The sequence below is a fragment of the Pseudomonas sp. B34(2017) genome (assembly GCF_002112915.1).
Classification (GTDB): Bacteria; Pseudomonadota; Gammaproteobacteria; order Pseudomonadales; family Pseudomonadaceae; genus Aquipseudomonas; species Aquipseudomonas pharyngis.
The window spans coordinates 947,134-966,667 of the sequence record NZ_NEJA01000001.1 but is presented as its reverse complement, the minus strand read 5'-3'; the positions used below and the strand labels follow the sequence as shown (position 1 = coordinate 966,667).

General features: G+C 59.7%; 22 protein-coding genes and 1 pseudogene. 9 read left to right on the top strand and 14 right to left on the bottom strand.

All coding sequences use genetic code 11. The features are described from left to right. Positions 1-95 precede the first annotated feature (95 nt). Complete coding sequence (locus CAF80_RS04640) at positions 96-476, bottom strand: hypothetical protein (protein ID WP_085666897.1); 381 nt, start codon at positions 474-476, stop codon at positions 96-98. Positions 477-625: 149 nt separating this feature from the next. Between CAF80_RS04640 and CAF80_RS28485 the strand changes: the two are divergent. Then, positions 626-733: pseudogene (locus CAF80_RS28485) on the top strand (hypothetical protein); the annotation flags it as partial. Between the two features lie 78 nt (positions 734-811). Here the strand turns inward: CAF80_RS28485 and CAF80_RS04635 are convergent. Beyond that, positions 812-1,258 (bottom strand): hypothetical protein, encoded by a 447-nt coding sequence (locus tag CAF80_RS04635; RefSeq protein ID WP_085666896.1) that lies wholly within the window; start codon positions 1,256-1,258, stop codon positions 812-814. Positions 1,259-1,498: 240 nt separating this feature from the next. Continuing rightward, on the bottom strand, positions 1,499-2,656 hold the full coding sequence (algW, locus tag CAF80_RS04630; RefSeq protein WP_039769316.1) for a Do family serine endopeptidase AlgW: 1,158 nt from the start codon (positions 2,654-2,656) through the stop codon (positions 1,499-1,501). A gap of 103 nt (positions 2,657-2,759) precedes the next feature. Here algW and CAF80_RS04625 point away from each other — a divergent pair, with 103 nt between their 5' ends. The 4 genes from CAF80_RS04625 to cysN all read left to right on the top strand — a co-directional run bounded on the left by CAF80_RS04625 (position 2,760) and on the right by cysN (position 6,969). Beyond that, positions 2,760-3,518 carry a Nif3-like dinuclear metal center hexameric protein gene (locus CAF80_RS04625; RefSeq protein ID WP_085666895.1) on the top strand — a complete coding sequence of 253 codons (759 nt, stop codon included), beginning with the start codon at positions 2,760-2,762 and terminating at the stop codon, positions 3,516-3,518. A 135-nt stretch (positions 3,519-3,653) separates the two neighbouring features. Next, positions 3,654-4,571 (top strand): sulfate adenylyltransferase subunit CysD, encoded by a 918-nt coding sequence (cysD, locus tag CAF80_RS04620; RefSeq protein ID WP_007912374.1) that lies wholly within the window; start codon positions 3,654-3,656, stop codon positions 4,569-4,571. Positions 4,572-4,675: 104 nt separating this feature from the next. Continuing rightward, positions 4,676-5,017 (top strand): four helix bundle protein, encoded by a 342-nt coding sequence (locus CAF80_RS04615; RefSeq protein WP_039769318.1) that lies wholly within the window; start codon positions 4,676-4,678, stop codon positions 5,015-5,017. 53 nt (positions 5,018-5,070) lie between these two features. Then, positions 5,071-6,969 (top strand): sulfate adenylyltransferase subunit CysN, encoded by a 1,899-nt coding sequence (gene cysN, locus CAF80_RS04610; protein WP_085666894.1) that lies wholly within the window; start codon positions 5,071-5,073, stop codon positions 6,967-6,969. A 180-nt stretch (positions 6,970-7,149) separates the two neighbouring features. Here cysN and CAF80_RS04605 read toward each other — a convergent pair whose 3' ends face one another. From CAF80_RS04605 to CAF80_RS04595, 3 genes are read right to left on the bottom strand one after another with little or no spacing between them, the layout of a single operon-like run. Further along, a complete protein-coding gene (locus CAF80_RS04605; RefSeq protein WP_085666893.1) occupies positions 7,150-8,055 on the bottom strand; it encodes an acyltransferase in 906 nt (301 codons plus the stop codon). A gap of 4 nt (positions 8,056-8,059) precedes the next feature. Further along, positions 8,060-10,159 (bottom strand): phosphate acetyltransferase, encoded by a 2,100-nt coding sequence (pta, locus tag CAF80_RS04600; RefSeq protein WP_085666892.1) that lies wholly within the window; start codon positions 10,157-10,159, stop codon positions 8,060-8,062. A 60-nt stretch (positions 10,160-10,219) separates the two neighbouring features. Next, a complete protein-coding gene (locus CAF80_RS04595; protein ID WP_039769326.1) occupies positions 10,220-10,558 on the bottom strand; it encodes a DUF3565 domain-containing protein in 339 nt (112 codons plus the stop codon). On the opposite strand from CAF80_RS04595, the gene CAF80_RS04590 reads away from it, so the two are divergent. The 3 genes from CAF80_RS04590 (at position 10,527) to CAF80_RS04580 (ending at position 12,879) form a co-directional block, all read left to right on the top strand. Continuing rightward, on the top strand, positions 10,527-11,012 hold the full coding sequence (locus CAF80_RS04590; RefSeq protein WP_007959084.1) for a peptidylprolyl isomerase: 486 nt from the start codon (positions 10,527-10,529) through the stop codon (positions 11,010-11,012). The two genes, CAF80_RS04595 and CAF80_RS04590, sit on opposite strands and share 32 nt — an antisense overlap. 123 nt (positions 11,013-11,135) lie before the next feature. Further along, positions 11,136-11,618 (top strand): glutathione peroxidase, encoded by a 483-nt coding sequence (locus CAF80_RS04585; RefSeq protein ID WP_007959082.1) that lies wholly within the window; start codon positions 11,136-11,138, stop codon positions 11,616-11,618. Between the two features lie 157 nt (positions 11,619-11,775). Continuing rightward, positions 11,776-12,879, top strand: coding sequence for an NADH:flavin oxidoreductase (locus CAF80_RS04580; RefSeq protein ID WP_074691792.1), 1,104 nt, complete (start codon positions 11,776-11,778; stop codon positions 12,877-12,879). Here the strand turns inward: CAF80_RS04580 and CAF80_RS04575 are convergent. Further along, complete coding sequence (locus CAF80_RS04575) at positions 12,848-14,068, bottom strand: glycosyltransferase family 1 protein (RefSeq protein WP_039769331.1); 1,221 nt, start codon at positions 14,066-14,068, stop codon at positions 12,848-12,850. The genes CAF80_RS04580 and CAF80_RS04575 overlap by 32 nt on opposite strands. Before the next feature lie 36 nt (positions 14,069-14,104). Beyond that, positions 14,105-14,857, bottom strand: coding sequence for a sulfate transporter CysZ (gene cysZ, locus CAF80_RS04570; RefSeq protein ID WP_074691786.1), 753 nt, complete (start codon positions 14,855-14,857; stop codon positions 14,105-14,107). 310 nt (positions 14,858-15,167) lie between these two features. Here cysZ and trxB point away from each other — a divergent pair, with 310 nt between their 5' ends. Continuing rightward, positions 15,168-16,130 (top strand): thioredoxin-disulfide reductase, encoded by a 963-nt coding sequence (gene trxB, locus CAF80_RS04560; protein ID WP_039769336.1) that lies wholly within the window; start codon positions 15,168-15,170, stop codon positions 16,128-16,130. A gap of 181 nt (positions 16,131-16,311) precedes the next feature. Here the strand turns inward: trxB and CAF80_RS04555 are convergent, their stop codons facing one another. From CAF80_RS04555 to CAF80_RS04530, 6 genes are all read right to left on the bottom strand, one after another. Continuing rightward, on the bottom strand, positions 16,312-16,650 hold the full coding sequence (locus CAF80_RS04555) for a HopJ type III effector protein (RefSeq protein WP_011332495.1): 339 nt from the start codon (positions 16,648-16,650) through the stop codon (positions 16,312-16,314). After that, entirely contained in the window at positions 16,643-16,939 is a 297-nt protein-coding gene (locus CAF80_RS04550) for a DUF1244 domain-containing protein (protein ID WP_007957206.1), read from the bottom strand. Before CAF80_RS04550 ends, CAF80_RS04555 begins: the two co-directional genes overlap by 8 nt. A gap of 100 nt (positions 16,940-17,039) precedes the next feature. Then, positions 17,040-17,411 carry a dihydroneopterin triphosphate 2'-epimerase gene (folX, locus tag CAF80_RS04545; protein WP_007957207.1) on the bottom strand — a complete coding sequence of 124 codons (372 nt, stop codon included), beginning with the start codon at positions 17,409-17,411 and terminating at the stop codon, positions 17,040-17,042. After that, on the bottom strand, positions 17,412-17,972 hold the full coding sequence (gene folE, locus CAF80_RS04540) for a GTP cyclohydrolase I FolE (RefSeq protein WP_039769341.1): 561 nt from the start codon (positions 17,970-17,972) through the stop codon (positions 17,412-17,414). Between the two features lie 23 nt (positions 17,973-17,995). Beyond that, positions 17,996-18,706: a dihydromonapterin reductase gene (folM, locus tag CAF80_RS04535; protein WP_039769343.1), complete on the bottom strand. Its 711-nt coding sequence runs from the start codon at positions 18,704-18,706 to the stop codon at positions 17,996-17,998. Positions 18,707-18,762: 56 nt separating this feature from the next. Further along, positions 18,763-19,332 carry an antibiotic biosynthesis monooxygenase gene (locus CAF80_RS04530; protein ID WP_011332499.1) on the bottom strand — a complete coding sequence of 190 codons (570 nt, stop codon included), beginning with the start codon at positions 19,330-19,332 and terminating at the stop codon, positions 18,763-18,765. Between the last annotated feature and the right edge of the window lie 202 nt (positions 19,333-19,534).

The window sequence follows — 19,534 nt, the reverse complement described above, 5'->3', positions numbered from 1 at the left end:
TTTTTTTTGTCAGTGCTTTGCGGGTACTGATTAGATCTGAAGAGTAGGCGTTGTACCAATCAGATTGATGCAAAGTCTGTTTCTGAATTACTGCGCTAATTCCAGTTGATTTCAAAATCCCCGTCGATTTTTTTGCCACTTCCATCGGTAAATTCAAATGATCCGGAGGTATTCAGATTTTGGGAGAACTTTACAGTCACTCGTCCTGTTACTGCACTATAACGCTTGTTGTTATAGTCCAAAGTCCAATTGATGTAGGGTTTGTTCTCGAAATCAATCGGGTAGAGGTAGGTGGACTCTGTATTCGGCTTCGCGCTTTTGGCATAGCCGATGATAATACCTTTTCCGTTGTTTCTTCCTGCTAAATAACCGCCGTAGTCATCCGAAAATTCATGCCGCTCTACATCGTTGAAATATATGGGCGAGCTGCCGTCAATTCGCACAGTAAAGTGGCCGACTTGTTTAACCGAAGCCATGATTTTCATTCCTTGGTAAGAAGCTATTTTTAAGAGGCGTTTAATAAACTTGTTGCATTGGTGATGCTAGTTTCACGTGATTCGGTTAGCTACTGTCAGAAATGACAGGTTCTTAGAACTTTTTGCGATAATTCTCCGCTCAATCAGAGGGAGTCGTGTGGCGCTTCAGGCAGGAGCGGATTGCCCAGTTCCTGCGGATCTCGATCGGTACGCCGGAGCAGAATCAGGCGTTGATCGATGGGCTCGGCGATTTATGATTGTTGAATAAGCACAGTTCCCGCTTTGTCGGCGGGGACTGTGCGGATCAGCGGTCATAGCTCTGTTCTTGAACAGACTTATTCGAGACGTTTTTGGGCTTTGAATGTAATTTTTGCAACATCGCCGCTCTCGGAAATCATTTCAATGGTTGCGTCAATACTTCTGTAACCAGTTGAGAATGTTCCGGTGGTCGAGCCGGTTCTAGGATAGTGCAGTTTATTTTCGTACTTTAAAGCCCAGCCAAAATGATGGTCTGTAACGCCGCGTTCGTAAAGCTGTTGAAAGTTATATTGTGTGTTGGCAAGCAGGCTAACGACAAAGACATCATTGTCTGCCCCCCCCCCCTCGGGTGAGCCGTCAGCCGGTTTTATGTAGTTTGCGGTCATCAAGCCGTTATTGAAGAAAACAATTTTCGACGTAAGCCTTTTACCCTGCCATTCGATGTTGGCCTCTCCGATGTCGAAGCTTGGTTCATCCTTGCTGTCTGGTAGTTTTTTGAAATCGTACGGTTGTTGAGTTGTCATGGTTCTTCCTTTCAGAAACGAAGTTGATGGGATCAAACTCAACTCTCTGTGGCCGAGTTGCGGAAGCTCAACATTAATAGACAGACGAACTGAGCTCACCTGTCATATCTGACAGGTGAGCTAGATTCATTGGTTTGGAAAGTTATCGCGAACGCAATCAAAGGACATTCAGACACATTGCATGTCTGGGTGAGGGGGCGGCGCGAACGCCCCCGCTTTCATAGCCATTTGGGGCGAGTCTTACTCTTCTTTTTCCTTCATCGGTGCCGGCGGCGGACGCAGACCGATCTCGGCGGTCAGCTTCAACTCCTTGCCATTGCGCATCACCTGAATCGTGACCTTGTCGGTCGGCTTGATCCGTGCAACCTGATTCATCGACTTGCGGCCATCACCGGCCGGTTCGCCGTCGATGCTCAGGATCACGTCACCCAGTTGCAGGCCGGCCTTCTGGGCCGGGCCGTCGCGGAAAATCCCCGCCACGACGATTCCCGGACGCCCGGACAGGCCAAACGACTCGGCCAGTTCCTGAGTCAGCGGTTGTACTTCGATGCCGAGCCAGCCGCGAATCACCTGGCCGTGCTCGATGATCGATTTCATCACTTCCATCGCCAGTTTCACCGGGATCGCAAAACCGATGCCCTGGGAGCCGCCGGACTTGGAGAAAATCGCGGTGTTGATGCCGGTGAGGTTGCCGTTGGCGTCGACCAGTGCGCCGCCGGAGTTGCCCGGGTTGATCGCCGCGTCGGTCTGGATGAAGTCTTCGTAGTTGTTCAGGCCCAGCTGATTACGGCCGGTGGCGCTGATGATGCCCATGGTCACGGTCTGGCCGACGCCGAACGGGTTGCCGATGGCCAGTGCGACGTCGCCGATGCGGATGTTGTCGGAGCGGCCGACGGTGATCGACGGCAGGGTTTTCAGGTCGATCTTCAGGACTGCGAGGTCGGTTTCCGGATCGCTGCCGATCACTCGGGCCAGGGTTTCGCGACCGTCCTTGAGCGCCACGACGATCTGGTCGGCGCCGCTGGTGACGTGGTTGTTGGTCAGGATGTAGCCTTCCGGGCTCATGATTACGCCGGAGCCGAGGCTCGATTCCATGCGCTTCTGCTTCGGTGAATTGTCACCGAAGAAACGGCGGAACTGCGGATCCTCGAACAGCGGATGGCTCGGCTTGTTGATGACTTTGGTGGTGTAGAGATTCACCACCGACGGCGCGGCGATGCTCACCGCGTCGGCATAGGACACCGGCCCCTGCTGCACGCTGGTAGTCTGCGGGGCCTGTTGCAGGTTGACGTCGAGGCTCGGAAGCCCGACCCACTGCGGGTAACGCTGAATAATCAACAGAGCGATAAGCACGCCGGCCAACAGCGGCCAGCCGAAAAAACGCAGCGCCTTGAGCATTAAGCACGTCCTGGAAAAGTTGCAGGCGGGGTCAGACCGCCCATAATGTCGCGCATTATACGAGGCCGCGCGTGCCTCTGAACGGGATATTTAGGAGTCTTTCATGGCCGTCGCCCTGAGCACCCTGGTCGAAGAAGCCGACCGTTACCTCGGCAGTGCGAAAATTGCCGATTATTGCCCCAACGGGCTGCAGGTCGAGGGCCGTCCGCAGGTGATGCGCATTGTCAGCGGCGTCACCGCCAGCCAGGCGTTGCTCGATGCCGCCGTCGAAGCCGAAGCCGATCTGGTGCTGGTGCATCACGGTTATTTCTGGAAGGGCGAGAACCCGTGCATCACCGGCATGAAGCAGCGCCGTCTGAAGACGCTGCTCAAGCACGACATCAGCCTGCTCGGTTATCACCTGCCGCTGGATCTGCACCCGGACGTCGGCAATAACGTGCAACTGGCCCGTCAGCTGGACATCACCGTCGAAGGGCCGCTGGATCCGGACAATCTGAAGATCGTCGGTCTGGTCGGTTCACTGAGCGAGCCGATGACTCCGCGTGACTTCGCTCGCAAAGTGCAGGAAGTCATGGGCCGTGAGCCGCTGCTGGTCGAAGGCAGTGCGATGATCCGCCGTGTTGGCTGGTGCACCGGCGGCGGTCAGGGCTACATCGACAACGCCATCGCTGCCGGCGTCGATCTGTTCCTCAGCGGCGAAGCCTCCGAGCGGACGTTCCACAGCGCCCGGGAAAACGACATCAGCTTCATCGCCGCCGGCCACCACGCCACCGAACGCTATGGCGTGCAGGCGCTGGGCGATTATCTGGCGAAACGTTTTGCGCTGGAGCACATCTTTATCGATTGCCCGAATCCGATCTGAGCGCCCGAACAGGCAGGCATATTCATATACCCTTTCGATCTAGTTGGCGTCCTGATTAGAAGGGGTCGCTGTGCTAGGATTCCCCGCTCGAACACGGCCCGCTGGCCGTTCATAAGAAAGCTTTCGTGAGTAGCCATGGTCGACAAACTGACGCATCTGAAACAGCTGGAGGCGGAAAGCATCCACATCATCCGCGAGGTGGCCGCCGAGTTCGACAACCCGGTGATGCTGTACTCCATCGGTAAAGACTCCGCCGTGATGCTGCATCTGGCACGCAAGGCGTTCTTCCCGGGCAAACTGCCGTTTCCGGTGATGCACGTCGACACCCGCTGGAAATTCCAGGAAATGTACAAGTTCCGCGACAAGATGGTCGAAGAGCTTGGTCTGGACCTCATCACTCACATCAACCCCGATGGCGTGGCGCAGAACATCAACCCGTTCACCCACGGCAGCGCCAAGCACACCGACATCATGAAGACCGAGGGCCTGAAGCAGGCACTCGACAAGCATGGTTTCGACGCCGCTTTCGGCGGTGCCCGTCGCGATGAAGAGAAGTCCCGCGCCAAGGAGCGCGTCTACTCGTTCCGTGACAGCAAACATCGCTGGGACCCGAAGAACCAGCGTCCCGAGCTGTGGAACGTCTACAACGGCAAGGTCAACAAGGGCGAATCCATTCGTGTATTCCCGCTGTCGAACTGGACCGAGCTGGACATCTGGCAGTACATCTACCTCGAAGGCATCCCGATCGTACCGCTGTACTTCGCCGCCGAACGCGAAGTGATCGAGAAGAACGGCACGCTGATCATGATCGACGACGAGCGCATCCTCGAGCACCTGTCCGACGAGGACAAGGCGCGCATCGTCAAAAAGAAAGTGCGTTTCCGTACCCTTGGCTGCTACCCGTTGACGGGCGCGGTGGAGTCCGAGGCCGAAAGCCTGACGGACATCATTCAGGAAATGCTCCTGACGCGAACTTCCGAGCGCCAGGGCCGGGTCATCGACCACGATGGCGCAGGCTCGATGGAAGACAAGAAACGTCAGGGGTACTTTTAAGCTTCGAGTTACAAGCCGCAAGCTGCAAGTTAAAGGCGGTATGCGTAACTTTGCAGTTTGGTGCTTGCAGACGGTTGCTGTGAGCCGGAATCGGATGGCTCGTAATGGATTTCGAGAAGCTGGTTGTTTGGCAGCGAAGCAAGTGTCTGGCAGTGGGGATCTACAGAGAGTTCGCACGATGTGGGGATTTTGGATTCAAGGACCAAATCACCCGCTCAGCACTTTCAGTGCCTTCCAATATCGCCGAGGGCATGGAGCGTCGTAGTACCAGAGAAAAAATTCATTTTCTTTGGGTTGCGAAAGGCTCTTGTGGGGAGTTGCGAACCCAGGTCCTTATTGCTCGAGACATTGCATATATCGCAGACCCGCTGGCTGAAAACTGGATTATGGAAACTCGCGAGCTTTCTCGAATGCTGGGCGGGTTGATTAACAAAATTTCTGACTAGCTGTACGCCGACAAGCTTGCCGCTTGAAGCTTACAGCTCGGAGCTTGAATGCAATGAGCCACGCATCTGATTTGATCAGCGAGGACATCCTCGCCTACCTGGGCCAGCACGAACGTAAAGAGCTGCTGCGCTTTTTGACCTGCGGTAACGTCGATGACGGCAAGAGCACCCTGATCGGGCGCCTGCTGCACGACTCGAAGATGATCTACGAAGATCACCTCGAAGCCATCACCCGCGACTCGAAGAAAGTCGGCACCACCGGTGACGACATCGACCTGGCATTGCTGGTCGACGGCCTGCAGGCCGAGCGCGAGCAGGGCATCACCATCGATGTCGCCTACCGCTATTTCTCCACCGCCAAGCGCAAATTCATCATCGCCGACACCCCCGGCCATGAGCAGTACACCCGCAACATGGCCACAGGTGCGTCCACCTGTGACCTGGCGATCATCCTGGTCGACGCCCGTTACGGCGTGCAGACCCAGACCCGCCGCCACAGCTTTATCGCATCCCTGTTGGGCATCAAGCACATCGTTGTTGCCATCAACAAGATGGACCTCAAGGGCTTCGATCAGGGCGTGTTCGAGTCGATCAAGGCCGACTACCTGAAGTTCGCCGAAGGCTTGAAGATGAAGCCGACCAGCATGCACTTCGTGCCGATGTCCGCTCTGAAGGGCGACAACGTGGTGAACAAGTCCGAGCGCTCGCCGTGGTACACCGGCCAGTCGCTGATGGAAATCCTCGAGACCGTGGAAGTGGCGGGCGACCGCAACTTCACCGATCTGCGTTTCCCGGTGCAGTACGTCAACCGTCCGAACCTGAACTTCCGCGGTTTCGCCGGCACCCTGGCCAGCGGCATCGTCAAGAAGGGCGACGAGGTCGTGGTGCTGCCGTCAGGCAAGAGCAGCCGCGTGAAATCCATCGTCACTTTCGAAGGTGAACTGGAACACGCCGGCCCTGGCCAGGCCGTGACGCTGACCATGGAAGACGAGATCGACATCTCCCGTGGCGACCTGCTGGTACACGCCGACAACGTTCCGCCAGTGACCGACAGCTTCGAAGCGATGCTGGTGTGGATGGCTGAAGAGCCGATGCTGCCGGGCAAGAAATACGACATCAAGCGCGCCACCAGTTACGTGCCGGGCTCCATCGCCAGCATCGTCAACAAGGTCGACGTCAACACCCTCGAAGAGGGCCCGGCGAGCGCGTTGCAGCTCAACGAAATCGGCAAGGTGAAGATCGCGCTCGACGCGCCGATCGCCCTCGACGGTTACGACAGCAACCGCACCACCGGCGCGTTCATCGTCATCGACCGTTTGACCAACGGCACCGTCGGCGCCGGCATGATCGTCGCCCAGCCGGTGACCCACGGTACGGCTACGCATCACGGCAAACTGGCCCATGTAGCGACCGAAGAACGCGCTCAGCGTTTCGGTCAGCAACCGGCTACCGTGCTGTTCAGCGGCCTGTCCGGTGCTGGCAAGAGCACCTTGGCATACGCGGTCGAGCGCAAGCTGTTCGATCTGGGGCGTGCGGTGTTTGTGCTGGATGGCCAGAACCTGCGTCACGATCTCAACAAGGGTCTGCCGCAGGATCGCGCCGGTCGCACCGAGAACTGGCGTCGTGCCGCGCATGTGGCGCGTCAGTTCAACGAAGCGGGTCTGCTGACGCTTGCGGCGTTCGTCGCGCCGAGTGCCGAAGGCCGTGAACAGGCGAAGGATCTGATTGGCAAGGAGCGTCTGCTGACGGTCTATGTCCAGGCCTCGCCGACTGTTTGCGCCGAGCGTGATCCGCAAGGTCTGTATGCTGCGGGTGGCGACAACATTCCGGGCGAATCCTTCCCGTATGACGTGCCGCTGGATGCTGATCTGGTGATCGACACCCAATCGCTGTCGTTGGATGAAAGCGTCAAGCAGGTGCTGGATCTGCTGCGCAAGCGTGGCGCGATTTAAGCGTTCGCTGCAAAAAGAAAACCCGCAGACAAGTGATTGTTTGCGGGTTTTTTATAGATCGTTCCCACGCTCTGCGTGGGAATGCCTCATTGGACGCTCCGCGTCCGCTTCGACAGGGACGCAGAGCAATTCCCACGCAGAGCGTGGGAACGATCAGTGCCTCAAGGTGCGAACGATCGATTAGCGGCGATCCGGATACTCGCGGTGCATCTGTTCGAGCAACGCATCCTTGTCTTGCCACAGCTGGTTGATCCAGCCCTGGAATTGCAGGCGGTATTCGCCGTCCTGGTCGTAGTTTTTGCCGATGAACTGCGGTGGGATTTTCAGTTCTTCGAAGTGCACCACTACGTCTCGGACGTTGCCGCACAGCAGATCCCAGAAGCCAGGGCGTCCGCCCGGGTAGTGGATGGTGACGTTGACGATCGATTCCAACTGTTCGCCCATCGCATCCAGCACGAATGCGATGCCGCCGGCCTTGGGCTTGAGCAGGTATTTGAACGGTGATTGCTGCTGCGCATGCTTGCCTTCGGTAAAGCGTGTGCCCTCGACGAAGTTGAAGATGCCTACCGGATTGTCGCGGAATTTCGCGCAGGTCTTGCGGGTGGTTTCGAGGTCTTTGCCTTTCTTTTCCGGGTGCTTCTGCAGATAGGCTTTTGAATAGCGCTTCATGAACGGGAAGCCCAGTGTCCACCACGCCAGGCCGATGACCGGGACCCAGATCAGTTCCTGCTTGAGAAAGAACTTCAACGGCTGGATGCGCCGGTTGAGCACGTATTGCAGCACCAGGATGTCGACCCAGCTCTGGTGGTTGCTGGTGATCAGGTACGAGTGCTGGTAGTCCAGACCTTGCAGACCGCTGAGGTGCCAGCGGGTGCGGCGCACCAGGTTCATCCAGCCTTTGTTGTTGCTGATCCAGGCTTCGTGGGTGTGGCTCATCAGCCAGCGTGAGGCGCGGCGTGCGAGGTCGAACGGCAGCACTTTGATCAGTGCCACGAGAAACAGGAACGAGCACAGCAGAATCGTGTTCAGCGCCAGCAGCAGCGCGGCGATTACGCCGCGCAGGGTGGCAGGGAGAAAAGCCAGCATCGGGTCAGATATCCAGAGGTCGGTTGGCAGCCTGAATCGCGGTCAGGGCGATGGTGTAGACGATGTCATCGACCTGCGCGCCGCGCGGCAGATCGTTCACCGGTTTGCGCAGGCCTTGCAGCATCGGGCCGAGGCTCACGCAATCGGAGCTGCGTTGCACGGCTTTGTGGGTGGTGTTGCCGGTGTTCAGGTCGGGGAACACGAACACCGTGGCGCGACCGGCCACCTGGCTGTTCGGCGCCAGTTGCCGGGCCACGGTTTCGTTGGCAGCGGCGTCGTACTGCAACGGACCGTCGATCAGCAGCGAGTGCTGTTGTTCGTGGGCGAGCAGGGTGGCTTCGCGGACTTTCTCGACTTCTTCGCCGGTGGCGGATTCGCCGCTGGAGTAGCTGATCATCGCCACGCGCGGGGTGATGCCGAAGGCGGCGGCCGAGTCGGCGCTTTGCAGGGCGATCTCCGCCAGTTCGCTGGCGCTCGGGTGCGGGTTCATCACGCAGTCGCCGTAGACCAGTACTTCCTCGGGAAACAGCATGAAGAACACCGACGACACCAGCGTGCAGCCCGGCGCCGTCTTGATCAACTGCAAGGCCGGGCGGATGGTGTTGGCGGTGGTGTTGATGACGCCGGAAACCAGCCCGTCGACTTCATCCAGCGCCAGCATCATGGTGCCGATCACCACGGTGTCTTCCAATTGCTGCTCGGCCATCGGCGCGTTGAGGCTTTTGCTCTTGCGCAGGGCGACCATCGGTTCGACGTAGCGCTCACGGATCAGGTCCGGATCGAGAATTTCCAGCCCCGGCGGCAACACGATGCCCTGGGCCCGGGCGACGGCTTCGACGTCCGCCGGTTTGGCCAGCAGCACGCAACGGGCAATCCCGCGTTCCTGACAGATCGCCGCCGCTTGCACGGTGAACGGCTCGCTGCCTTCGGGCAAGACGATGCGTTTGTTGGCGGCCTGGGCGCGTTGAATCAATTGATAGCGGAACACCGCCGGCGACAGGCGCATTTCCCGTGGCGTGCCACAGCGCTGGTGCAGCCAGTTGGCATCGAGGTGACTGGCGACGAAGTCGGTAATGATCTCCGCACGTTCGCGGTCATCGACGGGGATTTCCTTGTTCAGGCCGTTGAGCAGGTTGGCGGTGTCGTAGGAGCCGGTGCTCACCGACAGCACCGGCAAGCCAGCCTGCAACGCGCCACGGCACAGGTCCATGATGCGCGGATCGGGCAGGGTGTCGCTGGTCAGCAGCAGGCCGGCCAGCGGTACGCCGTTGATGGCCGCGAGGCTGACGGCGAGGATGATGTCGTCGCGATCGCCGGGGGTCACCACCAGCACGCCGGGCTTGAGCAGATCCACGGTGTTGCGCATGGTGCGGGCGCAAATGATGGTCTTGGTCATGCGCCGGGTTTCGTAGTCGCCGGCGTTGAGCACCTGGGCGCCCATCAGGTCGGCGACGTCGCGGGTGCGCGGGGCGTTGAGTTCCGGCTGGAACGGAATGCAGCCGAGCAGACGGAAATCCCCCGTGCGCAGCAATGGCGAATGCTCTTTCAGACGCGCGGCGAAGGCGTCCATGCTTTCGTCGGTCTTGACCTTGTTGAGGATCACGCCGAGGACTTTCGGGTCTTTCGGCCCACCGAACAACTGCGCCTGCAACTCGACGCGGCCGGACAGCTCGGTCAGCACTTCGTTTTCCGGGGCCGAGACCAGAATCACCTCGGCATCCAGGCTCTTGGCCAGGTGCAGGTTGACCCGCGCGGCGTAGCTGGCGCTGCGGGTCGGCACCATGCCTTCGACGACCAGTACGTCTTTGCCGATGGCGGCCTGCTGGTAGAGAGTGATGATTTCTTCAAGCAACTCGTCGAGCTGGCCGTCGCCGAGCATCCGCTCGACGTGGGCCAGGCCCAGTGGCTGCGGCGGTTTCAGGCCGTGGGTGCGGGCCACCAGCTCGGTGGAGCGCTCAGGGCCGGTGTCGCCCGGATGCGGCTGGGCGATCGGTTTGAAGAAGCCGACTTTCAGCCCGGCCCGTTCCAGCGTACGCACCAGCCCGAGGCTGATGGAGGTCAGACCCACACCAAAGTCGGTGGGCGCGATAAAAAAAGTTTGCATGCGGATTCTCTAAGGGTGCATGGCAATGGCGATCGTCTCTGTGTGCCGATCTGCCGCAATTCAGTCGCCAAGGTTATCGCTAACCGAGCCTTGTGCGCACCAACCGCAAGCAAAGGGTTGGCCTATTTTTTCAATACGTTGAGCGGCGTCCAGCACCCACGCCCGGGACTGCCAGGGCGGGAGGTGGCGCAGGTGCTGGGTGTGGCCGCAGGAGAGCTCGGCGACCCAGTGGCCGTCCTCATCCTGATGGAATCCGCTGACCGTCACGGGCGCCAATCCGTCCCGTCTGTCCGGGTTCTGTTCGCTTTCGGGCAAATCCTTGTTTAGACTTGTCCGTTCTTCATTCTTATGCAAAAGGTCTCGCCCCATGCTGATCGCCGCCAATAAGGCTGTCTCCATCGACTATACCCTGACCAACGACGCTGGTGAGGTCATCGACAGCTCCGCCGGCGGCGCTCCGCTGGTCTACCTGCATGGCGCAGGCAACATCATCCCGGGCCTGGAAAAAGCCCTGGAAGGTAAAGAAGTCGGCAACGAGCTGGACGTTTCCGTCGAGCCGGAAGATGCCTACGGCGAATACGCCGCCGAACTGGTCAGCACCCTGAGCCGCAGCATGTTCGAAGGCGTTGACGAGCTGGAAGTCGGCATGCAGTTCCACGCTTCGGCGCCGGACGGCCAGATGCAGATCGTCACCATTCGTGACCTGGACGGCGACGACGTCACTGTCGACGGCAACCACCCGCTGGCCGGTCAGCGCCTGAACTTCAAAGTGAAGGTCGTTGCCATCCGTGATGCCAGCCAGGAAGAAATCGCTCATGGTCACGTCCATGGCGAAGGTGGCCATCACCACTGATTTTCTGCGCTAAGCTTTCGAGTACTGGAGAGGCGCCCGAGGGCGCCTTTTTAGTCCGCGGCTGTCCTTGGTGGTCTCGCCAAGTGGCTGTTTCGAGTAGAAAACGGGAATCTGGAGTTCGTCATGAGTGCTTTTCACGACCTTAAGTTGACAGCCCTGGATGGCCAGGAGCTACCGCTGGCACCCTTCAAGGGCCAAGTCGTGCTGGTGGTCAACGTCGCCTCCAAATGCGGCTTGACCCCACAGTACGCGGCACTGGAAAACCTTTATCAGCAATACAAAGGCAAAGGCTTCAGTGTGCTGGGCCTGCCGTGCAACCAGTTTGCCGGCCAGGAACCGGGCAGTGAGCAGGAGATCCAGGAATTCTGCAGCCTCAACTATGGCGTGAGTTTTCCATTGTCGAAAAAGCTCGAAGTCAACGGTCACGACCGCCATCAGCTGTACCGTCTGCTGGCGGGCGAGGGCGCGGAGTTTCCCGGTGACATCACCTGGAATTTCGAGAAATTCCTGCTCGGCAAGGACGGTCGGGTGCTGGCGCGATTCTCGCCGCGCACGGCGCCGGATGATCCTTCGGTGATCACGGCGATTGAAAAAGCCCTGAGCTGAAGCACAAAAATCGCAGCCATCGAGCTGCGATTTTTTTCGCCTGCCTTTTGACCCTTAATCATTCAGATCAATAGTGCTATCGGCTGGGTGGAACTAAACATATTATCGCCGTCATATGAATCGCATGCCCGTCGATCAACTTTTCGTGGAGCCTCCCATGCCCGTGCAAGCCCTGTTCAAACCGTTCCAGCTCGGTGCCCTCGAACTGCCGACCCGCGTGGTCATGGCACCGATGACCCGTTCGTTTTCCCCGGGTGGCGTCCCCAATTCCAAAGTGATCGAGTACTACCGTCGCCGCGCGGCGGCCGGCGTCGGTCTGATCATCACCGAAGGCACTACCGTCGGCCATCAGGCTTCCAACGGTTACCCGAACGTGCCGCACTTCTACGGTGAAGCCGCGCTGGCCGGTTGGAAAAAAGTCGTGGAAGCGGTACACGCCGAAGGCGGCAAAATCGTTCCGCAACTGTGGCACGTCGGCAATGTGCGCCGTCTGGGCACCGAGCCGGACGCGAGCGTGCCGGGTTATGGCCCGTCGGAAAAACTCAAGGACGGTCAGGTCGTCGTACACGGCATGACCAAACAGGACATTCAGGACGTGATCGCCGCCTTCGCCCAAGCGGCGAAAGATGCCCAGAGCATCGGCATGGACGGCGTGGAAATCCACGGCGCCCACGGTTACCTGATCGACCAGTTCTTCTGGGAGGGCAGCAACCAGCGCACCGACGAATACGGTGGCAGCCTGGCCAACCGTTCGCGTTTCGCCATCGAGCTGATTCAGGCCGTACGTGAGGCGGTGGGCGAAGGCTTCCCGATCATCTTCCGCTTCTCGCAGTGGAAACAGCAGGACTACACCGCGCGTCTGGTGCAAACCGCCGAAGCGCTGGGCGAGTTCCTCAAGCCGTTGTCCGACGCCGGCGTGGACATTTTCCACTGCTCGACGCGCCGTTTCTGGGAGCCGGAATTCGACGGTTCCGACCTGAACCTGGCTGGCTGGACACGCAAGCTGACCGGCAAACCGACCATCACCGTCGGCAGCGTCGGCCTCGACGGCGAGTTCCTGCAGTTCATGGTCAACACCGACAAGGTCGCGCAACCGGCCAGTCTGGAAAAACTGCTGGAGCGTCTGAACAACGACGAGTTCGATCTGGTGGCAGTGGGGCGTGCGCTGCTGGTGGATCCGGACTGGGCGCTGAAAGTGCGCGAAGGCCGCGAGCAGGACATTCTGCCGTTCAGCCGTGAGGCGTTGATGACGCTGGTTTGATCGTTGTGGGAGGCTTGTCGCGCAGGTCGCGGCAAGCCCCCAACAAATGGTTTTCAAACTGTTCGACGATAGCCGCCCAACCCTGGCGGCTGGCGTGTTGGCGTGCGTTCAGGCGTACGCAGCGCAACCGTTCATCCTCTTCCAGCAGCCACGCCGCTGCCTCGCAGAACGCCTCTTCATCCCCGGGCATCGCCAGCACGCCGTTGTAGCCATGGCGAATATGCTGGGCCGCCGCAGCCTGATCGTAAGCCACCACCCCGAGGCCCGAGGCCAGCGCTTCCAGCACGACGTTGCCGAAGGTTTCGGTCAGGCTCGGAAACAAAAACACATCCCCTGATGCATAGTGCGCCGCCAGCGCTTCGCCCCGTTGCGAGCCGCAGAAAATTGCCTCGGGCAGTTCATTTTCCAGTGCCATTCGTTGCGGCCCGTCGCCGACCACGATCAGCTTCAGATTGCGTTGTGGATAAGTGCCGGCGAGCTTTTCGAAACTGCGCTTGAGCAGGCCCAGATTCTTCTCTGGTGCCAGGCGTCCTACGTGAATGACCGCAATGTCCTGCTCGCCAAGACCCCATTGCTCACGCAAGGCATTCAGGCGCTTGGCCGGGTGAAACAACTGACTGTCGACACCTCGCGACAGCAGCGCCAGGCGCTCGAAGTGCCGGCGCTCCAGTTCCAGGCGCTGGCTGACGCTCGGCACCAGGGTCAGGGCCGAACGATTGTGAAACCAGCGCAGATAGTGGGTGAGCAAGCGCGTCAGCAAACCCAGCCCATATTGGTGGGTGTACTGCTGGAAATTGGTATGAAAGCCGCTGACCACGGCAATCCCCAGACGCCGTGCCGCGCGCAATGCCGACAACCCGAGCGGGCCTTCGGTGGCGATATAGAGCACGTCCGGGCGCTGGCGCGTCCAGCGCCGCAGCAACTTGTGCATCGACGACTGCCCCCATTGCAGCCCCGGATAACCCGGCAACGGCCAGCCTCGGCACAGCAGCAGCGAGTCATCTTCACTTCGCTGCGGATCGTCGGCCTGACGCGGTCGCACCAGTTCCACCCGATGCCCGCGTGCGCGCAAGCCGTCGCACAAGCGGCCAAGGGTATTGGCCACGCCGTTGATTTCCGGTGGGAAGGTTTCGCTGATGAGGGTGATATGTAGAGCTGTCGTCATGGCCTCAGTGTCGGCTGAGGCCATGTCGTGGTTGTGACGTTCGGATGATGGATTTGTGACTTAGCGTTGAGTCACCAGATTCTCGGCTCCGCGCTCACGCACCCAGAACAGTGTCGCGCCAGCCACGGCGGCCGGCATCATCAGGATGTTGACCACCGGAATCAGCAACACCAGATAGACGATTGCGCCGAAGCTCATGCTCTGCCAGCGTTTCTGCCGCAGCCAGGCGAGCATCTCGTTCCAGCCCAGCTTGTGGTTATCCGCCGGGTAGTCGATGTACTGGATCGCCATCATCCACACCCCGAACAGCAGCCACAGCGGTGCGGCGACGATGTTCACCACCGGGATGAACGAGAGGATGAACAGGCCGATCGCCCGGGGCAGGAAGTAACCGAGCTTGCGCATTTCCCGGGCCAGGGTGCGCGGGATCATGGCGATCAGTTCACCCCAGCTGAAGGCCGGAAAGTCGTCGGTACCGCGTACCACCACTTCAACCTTTTCCGCGAGGAAACCGTTGAATGGGGCGGCGATCACGTTGGCCAGCATGGTGAAGGTGAAGAACACCATCAACGCCACCAGCACCACGAACAGCGGCCACAGGATGTAACTGAGAAAGCTCAGCCATTCGGGCAGCGACGGCATCAGCGTGTCGACCCACAGGCTGAATTGGTGACCGGCCAGATAGATCAATCCGACGAACAGCACCAGGTTGATGGCCAGCGGCAGCAGCACGAACAGGCGCAGGCCCGGGCTCAAGACCAGTTTGAGGCCCTCGCGCAGGTATTGCGGGCCGGACAGAACAGGGGCGGGCATAAGGTGCTCCGAGCAAGGGAAAACGCGCCGACCTTACCGACTTTGCAGAACCTGTGAAAGCGCGGCAGGGGGATCGACATTCACTGTAACAAAGACGTCCATCTCGTCAGTGTGTCGGCATAGAGACCACCTATGAGCTGGATTGTTAAACCGTATTTCCTTAATCTTGCCCCCCTCGATACGCTGCACCCAACTTTTTACAGGACTGTCGAGCTCACGCCTTCCCCAAGGTTATCCACAGTCCTTTTTTATTCCCGCCGGCAGTCCGGCGTCCGGCCAGGTGTCTTGGCCGGTCAACAGGAGCAGGTTCATGTCTGAAGTCCGTCATTCGCGAGTGATCATCCTCGGTTCCGGCCCTGCCGGTTACAGCGCTGCCGTCTACGCTGCCCGCGCCAACCTCAAGCCGCTGCTGATCACCGGCATGCAGGCCGGCGGTCAACTGACCACCACCACCGAAGTCGACAACTGGCCGGGCGACGTCCATGGTCTGACCGGCCCGGTGCTGATGGAGCGCATGCGCGAGCACGCCGAGCGTTTTGAAACCGAGATCGTCTTCGATCACATCAACGCCGTGGACTTTGCTTCCAAGCCATACAGCCTGACCGGCGACAGCGGCACCTACACCTGCGACGCGCTGATCATCGCCACCGGCGCCAGCGCTCGTTACCTGGGCCTGCCGTCGGAAGAGGCGTTCATGGGTAAAGGCGTTTCGGCCTGCGCGACCTGCGACGGTTTCTTCTATCGCAACAAGCCGGTGGCCGTTGTCGGTGGCGGCAACACCGCTGTCGAAGAAGCCCTGTACCTGGCCAACATCGCCAGCAAGGTCACCCTGATCCACCGTCGCGAAACCTTCCGCGCCGAGAAGATCCTGATCGACAAGCTCAACGCCCGTGTGGCCGAAGGCAAGATCGAGCTGAAACTGAACGCGACCCTGGACGAAGTGCTGGGCGACAACATGGGTGTGACCGGTGCACGTCTGAAGAACAACGACGGCAGCTTCGACGAAATCAAGGTCGACGGCGTGTTCATCGCGATCGGCCACACCCCGAACACCTCGCTGTTCGAAGGTCAGCTGGAGCTGAAGGACGGCTACCTCGTGGTTCAGGGCGGCCGTGAAGGCAACGCCACCGCGACCAGCGTCGAAGGCATCTTCGCTGCCGGCGACGTGGCCGACCACGTTTACCGTCAGGCCATCACCTCGGCCGGCGCTGGCTGTATGGCGGCACTGGACACCGAGCGTTACCTGGACGGTCTGCAGAACGCTTCGTTCTAAGATCGCAGACAACACGACAATGATCGTTCCCACGCTCTGCTTGGGAATGCCTCATCTGGACGCTCTGCGTCCTTGGGACGCGGAGCGTCCCCGGCTGCATTCCCACGCTGAGCATGGGAACGATCTGACGAAAAAAACCGGCCAATTGGCCGGTTTTTTCATGCCTGCGATTCGCTCGGAATCAGCGGCGGGTCAGCGGTTGCGCTTCGAATTTCACGCCCGCCAGACCGTGCTGGATCAGCGCACGGATATTGCCGTGATCGCTGCCTTCAGGCGTTGCCACGACCGAACGGTAGTGTTCGCCGAATGCCAGCAGCGCTTCTTCATCGCTCAAGCCTTCCAGCAGCGCCAGACCCAAAGTCTTGCACGAACCTTCGTTCTGCCCGGCGGCGTTTTCCACGCCGCCATTGTTGAACGCCTGCGGCTGGTAGTCGTAACCGGCGGCGATGAACGACAGGGTGTCGGCAAAAACGTGTTCGCCGCTCTTGAGGCTGGCGCGCAGGGTGTTCAGATCACTCATTGGGTTTTCCTTTGGCAAACGCCGCTTGCTGTTCGGCGCTGGCTTCTTGCTGATATTGGGCTTTCCAGTCGGCGTACGGCATGCCGTAAACCACTTCACGGGCATCGTCGAGGCTGACCTCGATCCGGCGCTCGTCGGCCTCGGCCTTGTACCACTTGGACAGGCAGTTGCGGCAGAACCCGGCGAGGTTCATCAGGTCAATGTTCTGCACGTCCTTGCGGCTGTCCAGGTGGGCGACCAGCCGGCGGAAGGCGGCGGCTTCGAGTTCGAGGCGTTGTTGTTCGGTCATGGAAGTCTCTTCGAGACAGCTGAGAGCGGCAAGCTCCAAGCTGCAAGATTCTGGATGGTGGGTGCCCCTAGCTTACCGCTTGAAGCTCGAGGCTTGAAGCTTAGCGGCTGGCCGCGAGCGTGATTGACACCGACTCGGCAAAACGCAAGGCATGCGGCTTGTCGACTTCAACCTCGGCATACAGCACCGACTCGTTGGCCATCACCAGATCCAGCAGCTCTTGGGTCAGGCGTTCGAGCAGCGCGAAGCGGTTGCCTTCCACGTGGGCGATGATCGCCTTGGTGATGGTGCGGTAGTTCAGCGCGTGGTCGATGTCGTTGTCACGCACCGCTTCCTGCGCGGCATACAGGATGGTCAGGTTGATCAGCACATCCTGCTTGTTGAGGATTTCGTCCTCGTTGATCCCGATAAAGGTGCGCAGGCGCAGATCCTTGACCCGGATGCGCGCCATTCCCGGTTGAAGTTGTGGCATTTACTTGCTCCGTCCAATCAATTGCAGGAACTCCTGGCGGGTGTTGCTCGACTCGCGGAAGGCGCCGAGCATGACCGAGGTGTTCATGGTCGAATTCTGTTTCTCGACACCGCGCATCATCATGCACATGTGCCGGGCTTCGATGACCACCGCGACACCGGCGGCATCGGTGACTTGCCGGACCGCTTCGGCGATCTGGCGGGTGAGGTTTTCCTGGATCTGCAGGCGGCGGGCGAACATGTCCACCAGCCGTGCGATCTTCGACAGCCCCAGCACCTTGCCCGTCGGAATATAAGCCACATGGGCCTTGCCGATGAAGGGCAGCAGGTGATGTTCGCACAACGAATAGAGCTCGATGTCGGCGACGATGATCATTTCGTCGGTGTCGGAGGCAAACAACGCGCCATTGACGATCTCTTCAACGCTCTGTTCGTAGCCGTGACACAGATACTGCATGGCCTTGGCCGCCCGCACCGGTGTGTCGAGCAGTCCTTCGCGGTCAGGGTTTTCACCCAGGCCGATCAGGATCTCGCGGTAATTCTCGGGCAGGGAACGGGTCATGGAGCATCCTCGCGGGGGGCGTTTTACTTGACGTGCCGCCCGCCGTTGACGGTCAGGGTCGTGCCGGTGACATACGGGTTGTCGAGCAGATAACGCAGGCTCTGATAAATCACTTCGCTGCCGGGTTCGATGCCCAGCGCGGACTTGGCCAGCGCCTTGGCGCGGTACGCCGCGTCGTCGTCGGGATTGAACAATAGCAGGGCTGGCGCGATGCCGTTGACCTTGATTGACGGCGCGTAGCGCGCAGCGAAGGACAACGTGAGACTGTCGAGTCCGGCCTTGCTGGCGCAATAGCCGATGTGTTTGCTGCTGCCCTTGCGCGTGACGTCATCGCTGATGTGGATGATGTCGGCAGGGCTCGAACGTTGCAGCAGTTCGGCGCAATGCAGGTTGATCAGGTAGGGCGCCAGCATATGAATGTTGAACATGCGGCTGAAGGCTTCGGCTTCGCCGTCGTCGGTTTCCGCCAGCCACTCCGAGGCGTTGTGCACGATGGCGCGCAGGCTGTCGGTGTGAGTCTTCAGTTCGGTGATGAACGCGAGGATCGAAGCTTCACTGGAAAAATCCGCATGCAACCCGAGGGCGCCCAGATCCCGCAACGTCTTCACCCCCGGTCGTTCGCTGCGATAGGTAAAGATCACCCGATGGCCGTCTTCCAGCAGACGCTGCGCACAATGCAGGCCAACCCGCTGGCCGGCGCCGGTGATGAGGAAGGGAGCTGTGGAGGAAGTCATGTACGGCTCGCGTCGAAGTCAGAGCAAAAACTATAACAGCGACGCGAGCGACGGCTTCAGCGATTTTGTGTGGAGGGGGCGGCAGGCAGCGGGCGTGCAGGCGCCGGGTTGAGCCAGCCGGCCAGCAGGCGGGTCGACAGCGGAATGAAGAAATAGACCATCAACGGGGTCAGACACAGCGTGCTGATGAAGACTCTCGGCAACAGGCTCATTTCAGCGAGCAGCGGGCCCAGCACGAAGTTGAACAGCAGCGACACCGGGAAGAACGCCAGCCAGATCGCCACGGCCTGTTTCCAGCGCGGCGGGCGATGACCGGCAGCACCGAACCAGCCTTCGATCCCGCTGACCCGATGTTCCGTCGGGTGGGCAAACAGATCGCTGCCACGGGCCAGCCATGCAGTGCGCGATGCCGAGTGTTCCCAGGCGTGCAGGGTCTGTTCGTCGACGAAGCGGAAAATGATCTGGAATTCATCGTCGCCGGGAGGCGGTGCCAGTACGCCGGAGCCGAGATAACCGGGGAAGTCGGTGGCCAGTTGTTCGCCTTCTCGCAACCAGGCGATCAGGTCCTGATAACGACCATTGGCGACACGACGCGCTACCATCAGCGTCACGGGGGAAGTAGACATTGTGTATCTCCGTATTGCAGGTGCGTCGCTCCGGGTAGGAGTTTCGCCTGACGCAGCGCCGGGGTAGAGGGCTGCGTTTTTTGACAAGCAAGGATTATTCCTCATTTTCGTGTCGAACCAGAGACTTTCGTCCCATTTGATTGCTTGAACCCTCATAGGGCATCAGGAGTAGAATGGATCCAACTTTGCCAACAAGGATGTG